Annotated in this window: 13 protein-coding genes; 1 reads left to right on the plus strand and 12 read right to left on the minus strand. The window is 55.4% G+C overall.

Features of this window, described 5'->3' with window-relative positions; translation table 11 throughout:
* Positions 1–9: 9 nt before the first annotated feature.
* Genes H9I52_RS20365 through kduD form a run of 3 tightly spaced genes read right to left on the minus strand, consistent with a single transcriptional unit; the run spans position 10 to position 2,026 of the window.
* On the minus strand, positions 10–363 hold the full coding sequence (locus H9I52_RS20365) for a cupin domain-containing protein (RefSeq protein WP_187455372.1): 354 nt from the start codon (positions 361–363) through the stop codon (positions 10–12).
* Between the two features lie 44 nt (positions 364–407).
* Positions 408–1,229 (minus strand): 5-dehydro-4-deoxy-D-glucuronate isomerase, encoded by an 822-nt coding sequence (gene kduI, locus H9I52_RS20370; RefSeq protein ID WP_187455373.1) that lies wholly within the window; start codon positions 1,227–1,229, stop codon positions 408–410.
* A gap of 26 nt (positions 1,230–1,255) precedes the next feature.
* Positions 1,256–2,026, minus strand: a complete 771-nt coding sequence (gene kduD, locus H9I52_RS20375) for a 2-dehydro-3-deoxy-D-gluconate 5-dehydrogenase KduD (protein ID WP_187455374.1) — start codon at positions 2,024–2,026, stop codon at positions 1,256–1,258.
* A gap of 308 nt (positions 2,027–2,334) precedes the next feature.
* Here kduD and H9I52_RS20380 point away from each other — a divergent pair, with 308 nt between their 5' ends.
* Positions 2,335–3,372, plus strand: coding sequence for a LacI family DNA-binding transcriptional regulator (locus H9I52_RS20380; protein WP_187455375.1), 1,038 nt, complete (start codon positions 2,335–2,337; stop codon positions 3,370–3,372).
* A 132-nt stretch (positions 3,373–3,504) separates the two neighbouring features.
* Here H9I52_RS20380 and H9I52_RS20385 read toward each other — a convergent pair whose 3' ends face one another.
* The 9 genes from H9I52_RS20385 to H9I52_RS20425 all read right to left on the minus strand — a co-directional run bounded on the left by H9I52_RS20385 (position 3,505) and on the right by H9I52_RS20425 (position 19,134).
* Positions 3,505–5,352, minus strand: coding sequence for a RagB/SusD family nutrient uptake outer membrane protein (locus H9I52_RS20385; protein ID WP_187455376.1), 1,848 nt, complete (start codon positions 5,350–5,352; stop codon positions 3,505–3,507).
* Between the two features lie 38 nt (positions 5,353–5,390).
* Complete coding sequence (locus H9I52_RS20390) at positions 5,391–8,711, minus strand: SusC/RagA family TonB-linked outer membrane protein (protein WP_187455377.1); 3,321 nt, start codon at positions 8,709–8,711, stop codon at positions 5,391–5,393.
* Between the two features lie 609 nt (positions 8,712–9,320).
* Positions 9,321–10,964, minus strand: a complete 1,644-nt coding sequence (locus tag H9I52_RS20395; protein WP_187455378.1) for a glycoside hydrolase 43 family protein — start codon at positions 10,962–10,964, stop codon at positions 9,321–9,323.
* A gap of 61 nt (positions 10,965–11,025) precedes the next feature.
* The gene (locus H9I52_RS20400; RefSeq protein ID WP_187455379.1) at positions 11,026–12,024 is read right to left on the minus strand and encodes a pectinesterase family protein; all 999 of its coding nucleotides are present in this window, start codon (positions 12,022–12,024) and stop codon (positions 11,026–11,028) included.
* Positions 12,025–12,026: 2 nt separating this feature from the next.
* Entirely contained in the window at positions 12,027–12,980 is a 954-nt protein-coding gene (locus H9I52_RS20405) for a pectinesterase family protein (protein ID WP_187455380.1), read from the minus strand.
* Positions 12,977–13,741, minus strand: coding sequence for a rhamnogalacturonan acetylesterase (locus tag H9I52_RS20410; RefSeq protein ID WP_316248060.1), 765 nt, complete (start codon positions 13,739–13,741; stop codon positions 12,977–12,979). Before H9I52_RS20410 ends, H9I52_RS20405 begins: the two co-directional genes overlap by 4 nt.
* 116 nt (positions 13,742–13,857) lie before the next feature.
* The gene (locus tag H9I52_RS20415; RefSeq protein ID WP_222940589.1) at positions 13,858–14,598 is read right to left on the minus strand and encodes a rhamnogalacturonan acetylesterase; all 741 of its coding nucleotides are present in this window, start codon (positions 14,596–14,598) and stop codon (positions 13,858–13,860) included.
* 354 nt (positions 14,599–14,952) lie between these two features.
* Positions 14,953–16,629, minus strand: coding sequence for a sodium:solute symporter family transporter (locus H9I52_RS20420; RefSeq protein ID WP_187455383.1), 1,677 nt, complete (start codon positions 16,627–16,629; stop codon positions 14,953–14,955).
* Between the two features lie 576 nt (positions 16,630–17,205).
* Positions 17,206–19,134, minus strand: coding sequence for a glycoside hydrolase family 88 protein (locus H9I52_RS20425; protein ID WP_187455384.1), 1,929 nt, complete (start codon positions 19,132–19,134; stop codon positions 17,206–17,208).
* Positions 19,135–19,161 lie beyond the last annotated feature (27 nt).

Consider the following 19,161-nt stretch of genomic DNA (forward strand, 5'->3'; position numbering starts at 1 on the left):
AGTTATAAATTACACAAAATCTTCGCGCATCGGCGTAAATGTGTCCAGCAATTCGCCGGCCTCCAGGCACACGACGCCGTGCCACACATTGGACGGGGCATAAAAAGAATCGCCGGCCCGCAGCGTGCGCTTGTTGACTTTCTTTTCATCGGCAATCGTGACCTCAAACACGCCGCTTTCGACGTAGCTCATCTGCGTGTGCACATGGCGATGAATAGCTCCTACCCCGCCCTGCTCGAAGGCCACGCGCACCAGCATCATGTTGGCGTCGTAGGTCAGAATTTTGCGGCGCACGCCCTCGCCTACGGTTTCCCACGTAAGCTCTCGGTCTTCTACAAACAGGTTCGGAACCAGCGTTTTCATGCGAGCGAAATCAAAAGGAGAAAAGGAAACAGGTAGCGGTTGGGTTATTGAAGTGAGTCGAGCGGTACGGGGTCCATGTCGGTGTACTCGAGGTTTTCGCCGGCCATGCCCCAGATGAAGGTGTAAGCCGCCGTGCCGCACCCCGTATGGATCGACCACGGCGGCGAGAGGATGGCCTGCTCGTTGCTCACCCACAACGGACGCGTTTGCTGAGGCTCGCCCATCAGGTGCAGCACGCGCTGACCAGCGGGCAGGTTGAAGTAGAGATAAGCCTCCATGCGCCGGTCGTGCACGTGCGCCGGCATCGTATTCCAAACGCTGCCGGGCTTGAGCTGGGTCAGGCCCATCACGAGCTGGCAGCTAGGAATGCCTTCGTTGTAGATGTACTTGTAGATGGTGCGCTGATTGGCCGTTTCCTGGCTGCCCAATTCCACGGGCGTGGCTTCGGCTTGGGTGCGCACGGTGGTCGGATATTCTTTGTGCGCCGGCGCCGATAGCAGGTAATACCGGGCGCCTTCGCCGCTAAAGCTCACCTCGCGGCTGCCCTTGCCCACATACAGGCAATCTTGCTCGCCCAGGTCGTAAACCGTGCCGTCCACGGTTACTTGGCCCGCCGTGCCGATGTTGAGAATGCCCAGCTCGCGTCGCTCCAGAAAGTAGTTGGCCTTCAGCGTATCGGGGCAGGGCAGCGTCAACGCTTCGGTGCCCTGGGGCACGGCGCCACCCACGAGCATGCGGTCGTAATGAGTGTACGCCAACTCCACGGAGCCTGGCACAAACAAGGTTTCGATCAGAAAATGTGCCCGCAGTTCAGCGGTGTTCATCTGGGCAGTTTCCCGCGGACTAACGGCGATGTATTGCTTCATATACTACTCTTAATCAAGAAGTTAAGTTAACGACCCATCCAACCGCCATCAACGGTCAGGATGGTGCCGTGTACGTAATCGGCTGCGGCCGAGGCCAAAAACACGGTAGGCCCTTTGAAATCGGCGGGCGTGCCCCACCGCCCGGCCGGAATGCGCCCCAGAATGCTCTGCGAGCGCTCCGGGTCGTTGCGCAAAGCCTCGGTGTTGTCGGTGGCAATGTAGCCGGGGGCGATGGCGTTGACGTTGACGCCACGGCCGGCCCATTCGTTGGCCAAGCCTTTCACCAAACTGCCGATAGCACCTTTGCTGGCCGCGTAGCCGGGCACATTGATGCCGCCCTGAAACGTAAGTAAAGAAGCCGTGAAAATGATCTTGCCACTGCCCTGCGCCAGCATCCGTCCGCCCAAAGCACGGGCCAAGCGGAAGGGCGCGTCGAGGTTGATGGCCAGCACTTCGTCCCACAGCGCATCGGCGTGCTCGGCCGCGGGGGCGCGCTTGATGGTGCCAGCGTTGTTGATAAGGATGTCGATGCGCGGAAAATCCTGCTGCACTTGTTGCAGAAAGGCGTCTACCTGACCACGCTGGCTAAAGTCCGCTTGGTAGGCCGTAAACCGGCGGCCCAGCGCCTGCACCTGCTGGGCCGTATCGCTGCCCTGTAAGGCCAACGAAGCCGACACGCCAATGATGTCGGCGCCGGCTTCGGCTAGGCCAACGGCCATCGCTTGCCCGATTCCTTTGTTGCAGCCCGTCACCAGAGCGACTTTGCCTTCTAAGCTAAACAACGAGGCATTACTCATGCAGGTGAATCTGATTTATAAACTTTTCGGAGAAATAAGGTGTATTTCCAGTAGTCTTCACTGGCAATTACCTTTCTTAAGATTACAGGATGGTAAAACCAAAAGGAAGAGTATCATCATCTTTATTCGCGCAATCGTTGTCGGGAACGTTGCCGATAGCGGGCGTGACAATAATTCGTATAGGCCATAAGTTGAATTTGGGAAGCGAGTTCTACATTCAGGCCTTGAAAAGTTGCGGAACTGGTTTCGGCAGTTCTTGGATTTTGCGAAGCTGATATTTCCAACCCTAGTCCTTTCCCTTCCTTGCATTGGATACTTTCACCATAAAAGATATAGCCCGCGCCCTCAACATTTCCACCTCCACGGTGTCGAGGGCCTTGCGCGGCAGTTACGAGATCAACCCCGAAACCAAGCGGCTGGTCATGGAGTGCGCCGAGCGGCTCAACTACCGGCCCAACCCCATTGCCCTGAGCCTAAAAGGCAGCTCTAGCCGGGCAATTGCCGTGATTGTGCCCCAGATTGCCAACCCGTTTTTCTCGCAAGCCATCAACGGCATTGAGGCCATTGCGTACAACCGTGGCTACCATGTAATTATCTTCCAGACGCACGAGTCGTACGAGCGGGAGGTGGCCAACGTGCAGCAATCGATGGCCCGGAAGGTGGATGGGCTGTTGATTTCACTTTCCAGTGAAACCTCGGACGTTTCGCACCTGAAAGAGATTCAGCAAAAGGGCTTGCCCCTGGTTTTGTTCGACCGAGTATCGGCTGAATTAGAGGCCACGCAGGTTGTAGCGGACAATTTTGCGGGGGCCTTCGCCGCAACCGAACACTTAATCAAAGCCGGTCGGCGGCGCATTGCGCATCTGACTATTCCGCCGTGGCTTTCCATCACGCAGGAGCGCCTGGCCGGCTACCGGGCCGCGCTGGAGCAGTACGGCTTGCCTTTCGATGAAAACCTGGTGCGTTACGGCACCTTCGGCCCCGATGAAGTCGGCCCAATGGTGGACGATCTGATGTCGCTGTCGCCTACCCCGGATGCCTTTTTTACCGCCAGCGACCGGCTCGCCATGGGCTGCTTAACGGCCTTGCGGCAACGCCACGTAAACATTCCGGAAGACGTGTCGCTGATTGGTTTTACCAACCTAAACGTGGCCGACTTGCTGTCGCCGTCGCTGAGCACAGTGGTGCAGCCCGCGCAGGAAATCGGGCAAGTAGCCGCCGAACGCCTCATCGATCTGATCGAGCGCAAGCAGAAAGCCGCCCCTATCGGCACGGTCAAAATCCCGACGGAACTAATCGTGCGCGAATCGTCGCGGCCCGTCAACAAACAGGCGCATCTTGTATAGCAACAAATACCCAAGCAGCACCATCCGTAGTTTTATAACGCGTTTATAAATAATTGATAATCAATTATTTATAAAACAACAAAGGCTTCGTCAGTGACGAAGCCTTTGTTGTTTTATAAGAGCTACTCGATGTTAGTAACCCGCGTTTTGCTTGAGCGCGGCATCGGTATCCAAAGTAGTCTGGGGGATGGGCAGCAGTTCTTTGCCCTGGCCCGGTACGTACTCAGCTGCCAGGCCGCTACCGGCACTGACGGTGGTCGTAGTGCCCAGCGTTACGCTGGTGCCATTGGGCTGAAGGTTAGATACATAGGGCGCATCTATGGCCTGCCGCCAGTTTACGCGCGTGGTGCCCGAAGGGGCGGTCGTGTTGGCCGGTGAAGGACGGTAGAAAGACCGGGTCCACTGGATCACTCCGTTTACGACGCGGTAGTACTGGTACTGCGGCACGTTTTGGTAAGGGCTGGCCGCGGTCCGCATCAAATTAAGATTGGTCTTGGTTTCGCTGATTTTCTGAGCCAGCAGGTTCCACCGCAGCAAGTCGTACTTACGGATGCCTTCGGAGCCAAATTCCAACAGACGCTCGTTCACGATGGCGTTGAACATTTCGTCTTTCGTGCTGGTCTTGAGGTTGGCAGACGCGCGGGTTGCGTTGCCGCCAAAGCCGCGGGTCCGCACTTCCTTCAGGGCCGCAACGGCTGCCGTAGTTGGACCATTTAGTTCGTTGTCGGCTTCCGCAAACATCAAAAGCACATCGGCAAAACGGATGATCGGCCAGTTGTACCCGAGGTAGTTGTTGGTGCCGGGCAGCGCCGGAACGTGCCAGTCGCGGCGAAACTTGCCGTCGTAAATCGTATTCAGCGCTACCCCAGCTTGGTTGTTATTGGCCGGAATCTGGTAGGGAGCAATCGTGACGTCGCGGCGCACATCGGTCGAGTCGAAAGCGTAGAAGTACGTGGGCACCACGGTCACGGCGCCCTGCGTCGAGCCGTACACGGTCGAGGCGTTGAGGCGCGGGCCATTGTAGTAGCCCAGCTTCGAGTCGCCGGTAGCCGTGGAGCCGGTCATGCCTACTTCAAACATGATCTCGTTGGCCACGTCGTGACGCTGCTGGTTCACGCTCAGCCACAAGTCCGAGAAGCTGGGGTTGAGAGTGTGCTCGCCGCGTTTGCCCATGATATCCAGGCACTCTTGGCGGGCAATCTTGTAGTAATCGAGGTAATCGGAGGCACGCGTCATGGCGGTACCGTGAAGCGAATAACCGCCGCGCTGCAACGCGAGGCGCGCCCGCAAAGCTTTCACGGCACCTTTGGTAATGCGCTCGTTTACCAAACCGGCCTGCGAGCGCCACGGCACCAGCTTTTCGGCAGTCAGCAGGTCAGCGATCAACTGCGTCAGAGTGGCGTTACGGTCGGCATTCGGCAGCTTGAAATCCTGGCCCGGCGTAGACGGGTTAAACTGCACCGGCACGTCGCCCCAGTTGCGAATCAGCTCGTAATAATATTGTGCCCGCAGCGTCAGGGCTTCGCCGTGGAGGCGGTGGAGAGCCGCCGTGTCGGCGCTGGAGCCGCTGGTGTACAGCGCCATCTCCGGGATGTTCTTGATGCAGATATTGGCCCGCTCCACTCCTTGGTACAGGTTGTTCCAGGGGTTGATTACTTCCGTGTTGCTGGCGAACGCCTTGTAGCGCGCAATGCCCCGACGCCCCGTGTCGAACGTGCCCGACGAGCTGATCATTTCGTCGGTGTCGTAGGGGAAGTACATGTTGATGCGGGTACCGTAGCTGTTGTCGCCCGAAAGCGGATCGTAAGCTCCGAGCACGGCGCTGGTGGCCCCGCTCACGGTGCTGAAAGTAGCCTCAGTGGTGCTGAGGGTCATGGGTTCGACGTTGAGGTAGTCTTTGCAGGACGAAGTCAGCCCCGTCACGGCCGCCAGCAGAAGTGCGGCCGTCGCAACCCGGTATGTGGAAATGAAAGATTTCATATGAATGATACTAGCGCAAATACTTGACAATAAGACGATTACAAGCCCAGGTTAATACCGAACAGGAAGGCCCGGCTGCGCGGATAAGCCGCATAGTCGACATTTGGCGTGAGGGGCGTGCCGCGGCGCGTGTTCACCTCTGGGTCATAGCCCGAGTACTTGGTGAAGGTGTACAAGTTATTGAGCGTCACGTAGAAGCGAAGCTGGGTTAGCTTGGCCCGCGAAATGAGTCCTTTGGGCAGCGAGTAGCCCATCGTCACGTTGTTGACGCGCAAAAACGAGCCGTCTTCCACCGCGTAGGAGTGCAGGAAGTAGTTGCCCCGCACCGGCGACCAGATTGAGGCGTTGGCGTTCACCCGGTTGAAGGTGGCCGCGTCGGCGATGAGAACGCCGTTTTCGTCGATGTTGCGCACCCGGTTGTTCATCACGCTCAGCAAGTTGGCGTAAGAAGTGTTGGCCGTGCTGGTCGTGAATTCAATCTTGTTGGCGTTGTAGATGTCGTTGCCGAGCACGAAGTTCAGGAACACGCTGGCATCGAAGCCTTTGTAAGCGAACTGCTGGTTCAGACCGCCGATCAGCTTGGGGTTGGCGTTGCCAATTACCGTTTTGTCGGATTCGTTTACCACGCCGTCGCCGTTGATGTCCTTCAGCTTAATAGAACCCAGCGAAATGGGCGACACACCGGTTACGCTGGCGTCGCTGGCGATACCTGACTTCAGCACACCCGTGCGTGTGGCGTAGTTGTAGCTTTCAAAATCGTCGGCGGTATAGAAGCCGTCGGTGATGTAGCCGTACATCTGGCCTACCGGCGAACCTACGCGGGCCACGTAGTCAGCACCCGACAGGGCGCTGCCGGCCCAACCCGACTGAATGCTCTGAATTTCCTGCAAGCCGCTGCCCAGCGACTCGATGCGCCCGCGGTTGAGCGAAGCGTTGGCCGTAGCCGACCAGTTGAAATCCTTGGTCTGCATGACTGTGCCACTCAGCTGCAATTCAATACCGCGGTTCGAAGTCGACCCAACGTTCTGATACTGAGACGTATAGCCCGAGAAGCCCGGAATCGGCACTTGCACCAGCAGGTCGCTGGTGGTGTTGTAGTAGGCATCCGCCGTAAACTGCACGCGATTGTTAAACAGCCCTAAATCCACGCCCACGTTGCGGGTCGTCGTGATTTCCCATTTCAGGTCAGGATTGGCCAGGTTGGTAGCGGCCGTAGCAGGCGTGGTGATGTGGTTGAGCGCGTACGATACGTTGCCCGCCTGGAAAAGCTGGTCGGTCAGGAAGTCGGGAATGCGGTTGTTGCCGGCCTGGCCGTAGCTCAAGCGCAGTTTCAGATCCGAGATGGCGGGCAACTGGAAGAACTCTTCCTTTGAAATGCGCCACGCGGTCGAGATGCCCGGGAAAACGCCCACCCGGTTGCCGGGCTTAAACTTCGAAGAACCGTCGGCACGAGCCGAAAGAGTCACCAAATACTTGTCATCGTAGGAGTAGTTGACACGACCGAAGCCCGAAAGCAGACGGTAATCAACCGGAATGCTGGTCGAGGGCAACACTGGCTGCGCTACCGTACCCACTGGCAGCACGGCCTGGTTGATGTTGGCCAAAGCCCGTTCGGCCGTGATGTCGGCTGGCAGGAAGTTTACCTGCACAAACTGCTGAGTGGTGCGCTGCTGATAGATTTCTTCGCCCAACAACACGTTCAACGCATGCTTGCCCGTAGCTTTGAGCGTGTAATTCAGCACGTTGGAGTTGTTGACCGTTGCGGTGTTGCCGTTGGTGATTGTCACAAAAGGCAGGTTTTGGTAGCCGCCGGCCGCCTGCCGGATCGTGGGCGAATACAAGCCGTTGAAGGTACCTAAGTCGTTATAAGTAAGGTCGAACCCGCCCGTCGAAGTAAACACCAAGCTCGGCGTGATGTTGAACGCCGCCGTGCCACCCAGGTTGAAGGTGCGGCGCTTGTCGGCGCGGTATTCATTGTTGATGGCCAGCACCGGGTTTACAAGGCTCGAATTGGTAAAGAAATCCGGGTCGAAGTTGGCCGTTGGGTCGGCGCCAGCCGCTCCGTTGAGCGAAGGCAGCACGAAAGGCAAGTACTGCACGGCGTTGCGCAGACGCGAGGTTACACTGGAACCCGTATTCACCGTTTGGCCGGTGCTGGAAGTGCCCAGCGCCGCGCCCGTGCCGGCGCCGTAGTTTACTTGGTCGTTGTAGCGTACGTTTACGCCCAAACGCAGCCGGTCGCTGGCCTTGGTGTCGAGGCGGAAGTTCACCAGCTTACGCTTGTAACTCGATCCGATCTGGATGCCATCTTCTTTGTTGCTGGTCAGGCTCAGCGAATAGGTAGTGGCCTTCGAACCGCCGCTTACCGATACGTTGTGGGTTTGCTGGAAAGCATCGCGGCCAAACACATCGTCCTGCCAGTTGCGGAAGGGGGAGTTGCGAATCCGGTTGAGCGTATCGCTGGCGAAGTTCGTCGAACCGAAAACGCTCTTGAAAGTGCTCGTGCCACCCGAAACGCTGGCCCCGGTGCCCGTCAACTGCGCCCGCTCATATTCCCAGTTGAGATAGTCGGCTGGGCCCATTACATCCAGCTTTTTAGTGATCCGGCGAAAGCCGGCAAAGCCGTTGTAGGTAACCTGCGTACGGCCTTCGCGGCCACTTTTGGTCGTGATAATTACTACACCGTTGGCACCGCGAGCACCGTAGATAGCCGTGGCCGAAGCATCCTTCAGCACGTCGACGGAGGCGATGTCCTGGGGTGCCAGCACCGACAGTGCGTTCTCAATCTGCACCCCGTCTACTACATAAAGAGGTGAGTTGTCCTGCGTGATGGAGCCGCCACCGCGCACCCGAATCTGTACGTTGTTGTTGCCGGGTGAACCCTCAGCGCTGGTTAGCTGCACGCCCGCCAAACGCCCAGTCAGGGCTTCGGCGGCGGAGTTTACCGGGATGTCTTTGATTTGCTGAGCGCTTACCGACGATACTGAGCCGGTTACGTCGCGACGGTTAACTTCTTGGTAGCCAATAACAACTACCTCATCCAGGGCTTTCGTATCCGGTGCCAGCTGCACATTGATCTCGCTACGATCGCCGACTACCACGTCTTTGGCCAAGAAGCCGACGTAGCTAAAATGCAGGGTTACGGCTTGGCCGGCCGGAACATTCAGGCTGAACTTACCCTCGCCGTCGGTGCTAGCGCCGTTGGTCGTACCCTGTACCACTACCGTTACGCCGGGCAGGGTTTCGTTCTTTTCAGTTGAGGTGACCACCCCTTGGATGCGGCGCTGCTGTGTTTGCTGCGCCGACGCCGCTAGCGCAACGCTAAACAGCAGCCAAAGAAACAGTAGGTGCTTTTTCATTCGTACAAATTGTGAGTGGGGATCTTATGGGTTGGAAATTGGTATTCTAGAAAGCCTTATTTAAATAATTGACAATCAATGTGATATATAAACTTAAACCTTTGCTCTGAAACCACTGCATACCTTTGCGTACCCCACTGATTGGGCACTGCAACAAGCCGCAGTTTTGGCTAGAATAAGTATCCTTCTACTGAAATATCATTTAGTAAACTATTCGAAGAATGGCCATAGGCTTTTGTACTCTGGGCCTGAGCCTTCTCTTCATTAAGTTTAGGGTAGTTCGCATGAAAAGGGAACATCCCCCTGGTTTTTATTTATGCAATCGTTGCCGGCAACGTTGCCACGGGTCAAGCAAACACGGTTTAGTGTAATTTCGGTACGGTATTTTTAAACAAACACCTTTCTGCACCCTCCTGCTACTACCGTCATTTTACAGTCGCTAAGTGCAAATCAAATTGTATTTTATTAATACAAAGCTATGCCTTGACTCTTGAGCGAGCCCGCAGCAGCTGATGTTTTCTTCACTGCTGCGTAGAGCTTATAACGTTAGACCGCTCACAAAAGAATGCTTGAGTTGGTTTACAAACCTTTGACTATCAATATTTTATATTATTCAATTCGAAACCAATCAATGTCGGCATTGCCCGAGTCGTTGAACTTGGTGCTGCGGGTACAGAACAGCCCAACCTTCGCTCCTATCCATCGGCCTTCACGCGCCTGAAAATCAGCGCCAATGGGTTGAAAGCTTTGTCCGTCAAAACTATAGCTGAACTGGCATTTGGCGCCGGGCTTCACGGCCACGCGCAAGTAGAGCGGCTGCTCGGCCTGCGGCACGGCAATGGGGGCGGTAGTGATTTCCGGCGCTTGCTTATCGGCATTTTGGCAGACGGTTTGGCTTAGTTGAAGCTTGCCGCCTTGGTTGGTCACGGCCACATACGCGTAGTCCATACCCATCATAATCAGGCCCACTTTTTCGCCCTCAACGCGCGGCGTAAAAGTAAGCTTGGTGGTGGCCGTAAATACCTCAGCAGGAAGCTTTTGCAGCAATAAATTAGGTACTTGCCAGAAGTTTTTGAAGCCTTCAGGCAACATCACCGAGTAGAGGCGCAGAAAGCCCTGTGGCCCATTGAGATACGCCCAGTAATCCTGCGGATTGGCGTGCCATTGCCATTGCAGCCCCAACGTGTTGCTGCTGAATTCGTCGGAGGTGGCTGGCGTGGCCTGCGGCTGGGCCTGGCCTTTTGTGGCGGGTTTGCGGTGCGTAAGCACGGGCTGGCCTTTGCCGTCGCCGTCGGGGTCTTCGCCAATGATGGGCCAGTCGTTTTTCCAACTCATGGGCTGCAAATGCACCACGCGGCCGTAGGGGCCTTGATCTTGGAAGTGCATAAACCAGTTTTCGCCGCTGGGGGTATCCACCCAGGCGCCTTGGTGTGGGCCGTTGGTGGGCGTTTTGCCTTGGTCCATCACGATGCGGTCTTCGTAGGGGCCAAACACGTTTTTGGAGCGCATCACTACCTGCCAACCGGTGGGCACGCCGCCGCCCGGTGCGAAGATGTAGTAGTAGCCGTTGCGTTTGTAAAACTTTGGTCCTTCGATCGTTGGGTGTTTGCCGTGGCCATCGAATACCAGCGCATCGTCTCCGATAAGGCGCAGACCGTCGGGGCTCATGGGGCTCACCGCAATAATGCTTTTGATGCCCGCGCGAGAACCGGCAAAACCATGTACGAGGTACGCTTTACCGTCCTCATCCCAAAGCGGACAGGGGTCGATCCAGCCTTTGGCTTCCTTTACCAACACGGGAGTTTCCCACGGTCCGGCTGGGTTTTTAGCGCGCGTCACGAATATTCCCAAGTCCGGATCGGGGTAATAGATGTAGAACTGCCCTTTGTGGTACCGAATGGCCGGCGCCCACACGCCGTTGCCGTGCTGCACCTCGTTGTAGCGCGCCAGAGGCAACTGCTTGGTAAACGCCGCTCCTATTATCGTCCAGTTGACCAAGTCTTTAGAGTGCAGAATCTGCAAGCCCGGCACGGCATTGAAGCTGGAAGAAATCAGGTAATAATCGGAGCCAACGCGCACTACATCCGGGTCGGAGTAGTCGGCGTAAAGCACTGGATTTTTGTAGGTTCCGTTGCCCAAATCCGGCACCCATACTTTCGACAACGATGCACTTGGCGTTTGCGCCGATGACAGTTCCGGCGCTAGAAAGGCGGCAAAGAAAGCGAGTACATAAAGTCGGTAGGGCTGAATCATGAGCTAAAGGTCAAGCAAGAGCAATCTATAAGCATAAAACACGCAACATATTGACTATTAATCACTTAATTGTTTCCACCGGATTCCACGGGACTTGACCACCGAAGATATTTTTGAGTGTGTACTGCTTGGCTTCTTTTTTTGTGAGTTGGTGCGACCATGCCACGCGGCTTTTGACATTACCTCCTGGCCCAAACGACTTGTACTCAGCGTAGTAGGCTGTCTTTTCATTCGCTGGGTTACGCCAGTTTTCCCAGCCCGCCGGCGTGATGTGGCTACCCATTTCGGTATTGATGTACACCACTTTCGCGTAGGGGCGCCAAGGCCGCCCGAGATATACCTTCTGGGCTAGAGTAGTGTCGGCGGTGAGCTTGCAGTTCAGGAATACGAAGCCAAACTTCTGCTGCGGCGTGGTTGAGGCAGCAGTAACGAAGGAGTTTTTCTTGCTGTGTACCGTGCAATGATCGAAAACAGCGGTGGATGCCCCAAAGATGAAATCGGTTGTGCCTTCGATGTAGCAGTCGCGGTAATATTGTCGGCTGTTGTCGGTAGCCAGTAACAGCACATCTTGGTTGCCCACGATTCGGCAGTTGCGGAAAGAGCACCGATCGCCTTCCACATGCAAGGCGACGGCTTGCCCGGCTGTGTAGCCCGCAGTGTTTTCAAACGTGATGTTTTCAGCAGCGAAATCATTGGCCTGCACCAGCACCGAATGCGACGAGAAGGTATCAATGCCGTTGACACCTGAGTGGTCGTCGTAGGTGATGACGGTGGTGTTCTTGTCCTCTCCCACCAACACAATATGCGTTTTGGGGCTCGGCACCACGAGTTTTTCGCGGTAAATACCCTTCTTAACCTCAATGGTGATCGGAACCAGCGATTGATTGGGCACGGCGTTTACCGCTTCCTGTATGGTTTTGTAATCACCAGAGCCGTCTTGGGCCACGGTCAGGTGCGTGATCGGCGGGTTTGTTCGTGAAGACGCGGAAACCGCTTGGGCGTGTACGAGTGGCGCGGGCAGCAGCAGGCCGAAAGCTAATAGCAGAGGAAGTAAGCGCATGGCTAGTCTAGCGTAGGATTCCAGTTGCGCAGAACCTTGTCGCGGCTGTACTGCTCGGCTTCGGCAGCCGTGAGCTGATGCGACCACGGTACGCGCTGTTTGGGAGCGGCACCTTTGCCTTTGCTTTGATACTCAGCATAATAGGCCGTCTTCTTGTTGCTTTCGCTGCCCCAGGGGTCCCAGCCTTCGGGCTTGATCAGGTCGCCGAGCTCGCAGTTGAGGTACACCGTTTTGGCGTAAGGCCGCCACGGTCGGCCGAGGTAATAGCTGGCGGCGGGCGTTTCGCCGGTGATTTTGCAATTCTTGAATACGTAGCCGTACCGCACGCTGTCGGGCGTGGAAGCGGCCGTCACGAAGGAGCCGCCTTTCTTGCAGAAAATGGTGCAGTCCTCAAAAAACGCCGTCGATGAGCCGAAAATAAAATCGGTTGTGCCCTCGATGTAGCAGTTTATGTAGTACTGGCGACTGCCGTAGCCGAAAGTATACAGCGTATCCTGAAAGCCCAAGAAGCGGCAGTTTTTAAACCGGGCCTTGTCGCCGGCCACCCACACGGCCACCGCTTGCCCTACTGGCCCCGAACTGTTCTGGAAGGTGATGTTTTCGGCCGAAAAATCGCCGCCGTAGATGTAAATACTCGACGAGCCCGACGTGCCCTTGTCTTCACCGAAGATGTTTTTCTTCTGGTTGTAGTCGTCGTACGTCAGCACGGTTTGGTTCAGGTCTTCGCCGATGATTTTGACGAAATTCTTCGATCCGGCCAGGATGAGCTTTTCCTTATAAGTGCCTTTTTTGATGAAGATAGTCGTGACTTTCTTCCGAAAATCGGGCACCGCGTTGAAGGCTTCCTGCACGGTGCGAAACTGCCCGCTGCCGTCCTGCGCCACAACGAAATCATAACCGAAGGCGCGGCCAAGCAACAGCCAACTCAGGCAGAAGAATGCTAGTGTTTTTTTCATGGGGTAGTTGGTTGCGCGTCCTTGCCAGCGGGCGGCGGCACCGCATTTTTGGGTAGGGGCTTGGCAATGCGCTCAGCCAAAGGCAAGCGTTGCGCTTCTATTTCATTTACAGCAAGTTGCGCCATTTTGCGAGCGCCCAGCTCGGTAAAATGAGTGTTGTCGTTCCGGCCCAGCGGGTAGTTAGGATGATCGCCGGGCGCAAGCTGCATGTACAGCAGCTTGGAGTTTTCGACGCCAAATTGCTGCACCAGTTCGCGGCTCATTTTGTCGAGGTCGATCAGCGGCACCTTATACTGCCGGGCAACCTCCACAGTCACGGCCGAATAGGCAACGTGGGTTTCCATAATGTGCCCGTCCTTGTCAAATTTGCGGCGCGTAATTGGCGTGAGCAATACCGGATTGGCCTTTTTGCGCTGCGTTTCGGTCACGAACTTGATCAGGTTTTTGCGGTAGTCGGCCGGCGGCGTGTAGCGGTCGGGGTAGTTTTCGGCTTCGTCGTTGTGTCCAAATTGGATAAACACGTAATCCCCTTCCTGCAGAGCATCCACGACGGGTTGCCAGCGGTTTTCGGCCAGAAAGGTGCGGGTGCTCCGCCCGTTCTGGGCGCGGTTGTCGATTACTACTGTCGAGTCGAAAAAGGTGCCCAGCGGCATGCCCCAACCCGTTTCCGGGAAAGTTTGCTTGATCTTGTTGGCCATCGTCGAGTCGCCAATCAGATAAAGCCTGATCTTCTTGGGCGGCGCCTGAACAAAGGCCAGCAAGAGTAGCAAGGCAACTGGCCAAGCATTCTTCAATATTCTGATCAACATAAGGAGAAAGTCACGCAACTACTTTATGGGCAAGTATTTGACAATCAAACATTTATAAACAATACGCTTTAGCGCGCCTGCGGGTCAACGGTGGTTTTCACTTCGCGTCGCACGATGCGATCGGCCAATTCCAGCTTTAGGTTCCGAATATCGGCCAGCACCAGCTCAGCCATTTTGCGGGCGCCTAGCTCGCTGAAATGCGTATTGTCTTCACGCCCGTCGGGGTAGTTGGGGTGCTCGCCCGGCGCCAAGTGGTTGAACAGCAGCTTGGAATTTTCGACGCCAAATTGCTGGAGCATCTCTTGGCTTTCCTTGTCCAGATCAATCAGCGGCACATTGTTGGCCTGCGCGACGGTACGCACAAGGCCCGCGTACGCGGCATGCGTTTCTTCAATTTTGCCGGTCGCGTCGAATTTGCGCCGCGCTACGGGCGTAATCAGGATGGGCGTCGCTTTTTTGCTGCGGGTTTCCGTGATGAAGCGCACCAAATTGGCTTTAAAATCGGCCTCGGGCGTGTATGTGGCTTTGGTCGGCACCTCGTCGTTGTGGCCAAACTGAATTAGCACGTAGTCGCCGGGTTTCAGGTCAGAAGCAACTGGCTGCCAACGGTTTTCGGCGATGAAGCTTTTGGTACTGCGACCATTCTGGGCGCGGTTATCAACGGTCACGGTCTCGTCGAAAAACACGGCGAATGGCATCCCCCACCCTGTTTCGGGAAAGGCTTTCACCTCCTTATTCGCCATCGTGGAATCGCCAATCAGGTACACCTTGATTTTGGCCGGAGGCGAGGCCGTAAAACCCATCAGCATCAGCCCCAAAAGCCACACGGCAGGCAACAAGCGGTTAGTCATAAGCAGAGAAGCAGAAATGCACCAAGTTGTCCGAATTGGGCAAGTACGCCGAATTTGAGAAGCAGAAGGCGCCCAACGGCAAGATTATTTGTGCAATCGTTGCCGGGAACGTTGACAAACCATTCCCGAACGCATTACCGGTAGCGCAGATTTTGTGCCTTGACTCCAGCCCTATGGGTTGCCGTTTGCCAAACACCCTCTGCTAAGTCCGCCTAAGGGGTTGGGTAGAAAAGCATCGCGCCAGGCTCCGACTTAACGAAACCTGGCGCGATTGTACTACACACAAGTATTTGATATACAAATACTTACCTATTACCAGAATACGGTATACAGCGCCGTGATGACGGCAAAGATGATCATGGAGCCAATGGCAAAGCCGCGGGAGGTTTTGAACATGCTCCGATCGATTTCCAGGCCCTTGGTTTTCTTGCCTTGTGAGTTCTCGATCAGGCTGATGATGATCATGGCAATGATGCAGAAAACGAACACAAAGCCCATCCGGTCGAGGAACGGGATCTCGTACACGCCTTCTGGGTTCTTGATAGAGAAACCGAACGGCGACAGGAAAGACAGGTCTGCAAAGCCCGGCAGGAACTTCAGCACTACCGACAGCAGGAAGCCCCCGATCGTGGCAAACAAGGCCGCGTTAGCAGTCGTTTTCTTCCAGAAGAAACCGAGGATGAACATCGCAAAAATACCCGGCGACACGAAGCCTGTGTATTCCTGAATGTACTGGAAACCGCCTTTTTTGTCGATGCCTAAGTGAGGAGCGATGATAACGCCCAGGATCATGGCCACTACTACGGCAATTTTTCCGACGATTACGAGGCGCTGCTCGTTGGCTTCCGGGTTGATTACCTTCTTGTAGATGTCGAGCGTGAAAATGGTAGCGATACTGTTGGCTTTACCCGCCAGCGAAGCTACTACGGCAGCCGTCAGAGCGGCGAAAGACAAGCCTTTCAGACCTACCGGCAACAAGTTGAGCAGCACCGGATACGCGCGGTCGGGGTTGATTTCGCCGCCCTGCATCATCTCAGTTTGGAACAGGTTCTGCTTGTAGAGTACGAACGCTGCAATACCCGGCAGCACTACGATAACGGGCATCAGAAGCTTCAGGAAAGCGGCGAATAGCAGGCCAAAACGGGCCGTGGGCAAGTCAGCACCCAAGGCGCGCTGCGTGATGTATTGGTTACAGCCCCAATAGTTGAGGTTTACAATCCACATGCCGCCGACGAGCACAGTCAGGCCCGGCAAGTCCATGTAGTTAGGGTTCGACCGATCGAAGATCATGTGCAAGTGGTCGTTGGCCGCCGTCTTCATGATGGCTAGTCCATTCAACACGCCCGAAGAGCCTTGGTGCTCAGCCACCAGATTCAAGGCCAAATACGTAGTAGCCAGACCACCCAGAATCAGAAAGAACACCTGAATTACGTCCGTAAAACCGATTACCCGCATGCCGCCCAGGGTAATGAAGATGGCGAAGATGGCCAGCCCGTACATGCAGGCTGTGATGCTGATGCCCGATACGCTGTTGATGGCGATGGCGCCCAGGTACAGGATAGAAGTCAGGTTTACGACCACATACAGCATCAGCCAGAAAATGGCCATAATCATGGCTACAGTGCTGTTATAGCGCTGATTAAGGAACTGCGGCATCGTGAAAATGTGGTTCTTCAAGTAGATCGGGATGAAGAACACGGCCACAATAATGAGGGTAATGGAGGCCATCCATTCGTAAGTGGCAATGGCCAGACCCATTTTGAAACCCGAGCCGGCCATGCCGACCATTTGTTCGGCCGAGATGTTGGAGGCGATCAGGGAAGACCCGATGGCCCACCACGTCAGCGAGCCTTCCGCGAGAAAGTAATCTTTGGAGTCTTGGGGGCCGGCGTGGGCCAGTTTGCGCCTATAAATCCAGATACCGTACGTCGATACGATCAGGAAATAGACTAGAAAAACAACGTAATCCGCTGTGGCGAGCTGGTTCATGATGAGCTGATAAAAGCAGGAAGAAAGGCGGTTGTGGGTTAGAGAAAAGCAGAAATTACTCGGTTAACAATCGTTTTAGGCCGACGTCAAGGGCATGACAAATCAGGAGAAAGTTTTACATATGGCTAGCCCTGCCGTGTTATCAGACAGTATGCATGTGGAAATATGCAATTCGTGCATCGCCATTGTAAGAAGGCAAGAGCAAGCGGTCTGATGGTGGGCAGCAAGTGAAACCAGCATGCATTTGTGATTTGGGAGTGTAAAATGCTACTTTTTTCTAATTGAAGAGCTAATTATCGCATCTATTCCGATTTGAGCAATCGAGGTTTGAGCCGCCCGCAAATTGGTTTTGGACGGCATTGGCTCCAGCAATCGGCGACCCCGGGCTTGACAGCTGTTACGGTAAGCCTGCGCAGCCCGTGGCGACTGCCTCGGTGGGTGTCCACCAACCAAGCATTACAAACCAAAGGAGTACTTCAAAGCAGCAGCAGTTTGCCAAAAAATCGGCCCTGCGTAAGTATCTACTAAACAGATACTTACGCAGGGCCGAAACAATGATTGTGGCTGTACAACTTCCTATTTCCCAGTCTGTTGCAGCAGCCAGGTTGCCAGATCTTTACCGGCATTGAAGTTTTGATACACCGCCGGAATCTTTCGCCCGTCGGTATACTCGTTGTACAGCCACGGGTCACCCACAGCGAAGACGGTTCCTTTGCCCACCTTCGCCGTAGCCATAATGATGTCGCTGCCCTTGGAAACCAGTGCTTTAGCGGTGCCCTGCGTGCTTATAGGTGCCAGCTCCTTGATATAAGCTGCTTTCGTGTTCTTGAAAATGGCATTGCCGGCCGGAATATCCACGCGGCCTTGCTCAAACTGATTGCCCTGCACCATGTTCAGGCTTTTGGGCACGAAGCTCATTCCGAAAGCTTTGGCTAATTCGTTGAAGTGCGGAATCTCGCAGTTAGAGGTGTCGTTGGCCATCAATACCAAGGTCCCTCCGGCTTTTACCCAATCGCTAACGGCCTTTACGTCAGCCGCTTGCACAAAATTGGGCTTGGGCGATTCCTTTTTGGAGTCGGGGTCTACGATGATGTACACGTCCACGCCTTTCAGAGAAGCCGCCGTAGGCGCGGTAGGCACCATCACGGTTTTGGCGCCAAGCTCACGGAACTGGCTGCCCCAGAAGTAGAAGCCGCCGTGCGTGCGCTCGTCCCAGGTGTAGTGCCAGGTTTCCTCCTGTCCGCTTAGCGGATTTTTGCGCACCTCGTGGTTGAAATAGTTATCCACGGCTACGGTTTTGCCTTTGCCCACGCCCTGTTCGGCCGCGATTTCCATTTCGGTGCTCGCCAATATGAACGGTCCCACGCCCTTCAAGTCGTTCTTGCGCAGGGGCTCGCTGAGGTAGTATTCGAAGCTGCCATCGCGGTACGGGGTGCCGCCGAGGCCGCCTACACTCACGGTGCCGTTGAAGGCCAGCCCACCATCGGCTTCGGTTGCCACGAATGTTTTCAGCAGGCCGTCGTAGCCTTTTTGGGCCACGGCCATGTATTTCTTGTCGAGGTAGCCCATGCGCACGCCTTTGGCCAGCATGTACACAAACATGCTGCTGCCCGAAGCTTCGGCGTAGTTGCCCTTGCGCATGGCTTGATCCACGACCAGCGACCAAGTACCGGTTTTGGGATCTTGGTACTTCGCCAGCACGGGCGCCAGGCGCTGCACATCCTTGATAAGCTGGGCGCGCTGCGGATGATTGGCCGGGAAGTAATCCAGCACATCTACCAACGCCATCGCGTACCAGCCCATTCCGCGGTCCCAGAAGTTTGGCGACTGTCCGGTTTGCTTGTTGGCCCACTTCTGCTCCCGGCTTTCGTCGTAGCCGTGGTACATCAGGCCGGTTTTGGGGTCGACCAAGTTTTTCTCGACCAGCGCAAACTGTTTGGCTACGTCGTCGAAGCCCTGCGGCTGATTGAAAACCTTGCTGTATTCGGCGTAAAACGGCTCGGCCATGTACAAGCCATCCAGCCACATCTGGTTTGGATAAATCTTCTTGTGCCAGAAGCCGCCAGCTTTGGTACGCGGCTGACCATCAAGCTGTTTGCGCAGCAGCTGAGCTGCCTTCTGGTACTTTTCATTCCCCGGCAACGACACCTGGCTGAGCGTAAGCAAGGCGTGGCCGGTGGTGAGGTTGTCGAGGTTATAATCTTCCAGTTTATAGGTGCGAATGGTGCCGTCGGGCTGCACAAACAAGTCCAAGTCCTTCGTGATGTAGGTGAAGTACTTGCCGTCGCCGGTGCGGTTCCAAACGCGCTCCAACGCCTTCAGCATCAGCCCTTGCTCGTAGTCCCAACGCACCGTTTTGCGCGTGCCGATCATGATCGAATCGGGGTGCCACGAGATGAAAGCATCGGCCATGCGCTGCGACATGGGCCGCTGCTGCGCCGAAAGCTCAGGGCTGGCCGTCAGCAAGCTGAGCAGAAGACCGCTGGAAAGAAATACCTTTTTCATCAAATATCTGATTATCAATTATTTACC

The sequence above is a fragment of the Hymenobacter sp. BT491 genome (assembly GCF_014349165.1).
GTDB lineage: Bacteria > Bacteroidota > Bacteroidia > Cytophagales > Hymenobacteraceae > Hymenobacter > Hymenobacter jejuensis.

Excerpts from the sequence above, each read along its gene's own strand:
- H9I52_RS20405 (WP_187455380.1), bottom strand. The coding sequence starts at position 12,980 with ATGAAAAAAACACTAGCATTCTTCTGCCTGAGTTGGCTGTTGCTTGGC.
- H9I52_RS20395 (WP_187455378.1), bottom strand. The coding sequence starts at position 10,964 with ATGATTCAGCCCTACCGACTTTATGTACTCGCTTTCTTTGCCGCCTTT.
- H9I52_RS20365 (WP_187455372.1), bottom strand. The coding sequence starts at position 363 with ATGAAAACGCTGGTTCCGAACCTGTTTGTAGAAGACCGAGAGCTTACG.
- H9I52_RS20425 (WP_187455384.1), bottom strand. The coding sequence starts at position 19,134 with ATGAAAAAGGTATTTCTTTCCAGCGGTCTTCTGCTCAGCTTGCTGACG.
- H9I52_RS20400 (WP_187455379.1), bottom strand. The coding sequence starts at position 12,024 with ATGCGCTTACTTCCTCTGCTATTAGCTTTCGGCCTGCTGCTGCCCGCG.
- kduD (WP_187455374.1), bottom strand. The coding sequence starts at position 2,026 with ATGAGTAATGCCTCGTTGTTTAGCTTAGAAGGCAAAGTCGCTCTGGTG.
- kduI (WP_187455373.1), bottom strand. The coding sequence starts at position 1,229 with ATGAAGCAATACATCGCCGTTAGTCCGCGGGAAACTGCCCAGATGAAC.
- H9I52_RS20420 (WP_187455383.1), bottom strand. The coding sequence starts at position 16,629 with ATGAACCAGCTCGCCACAGCGGATTACGTTGTTTTTCTAGTCTATTTC.
- H9I52_RS20390 (WP_187455377.1), bottom strand. The coding sequence starts at position 8,711 with ATGAAAAAGCACCTACTGTTTCTTTGGCTGCTGTTTAGCGTTGCGCTA.
- H9I52_RS20415 (WP_222940589.1), bottom strand. The coding sequence starts at position 14,598 with ATGCTGATGGGTTTTACGGCCTCGCCTCCGGCCAAAATCAAGGTGTAC.
- H9I52_RS20385 (WP_187455376.1), bottom strand. The coding sequence starts at position 5,352 with ATGAAATCTTTCATTTCCACATACCGGGTTGCGACGGCCGCACTTCTG.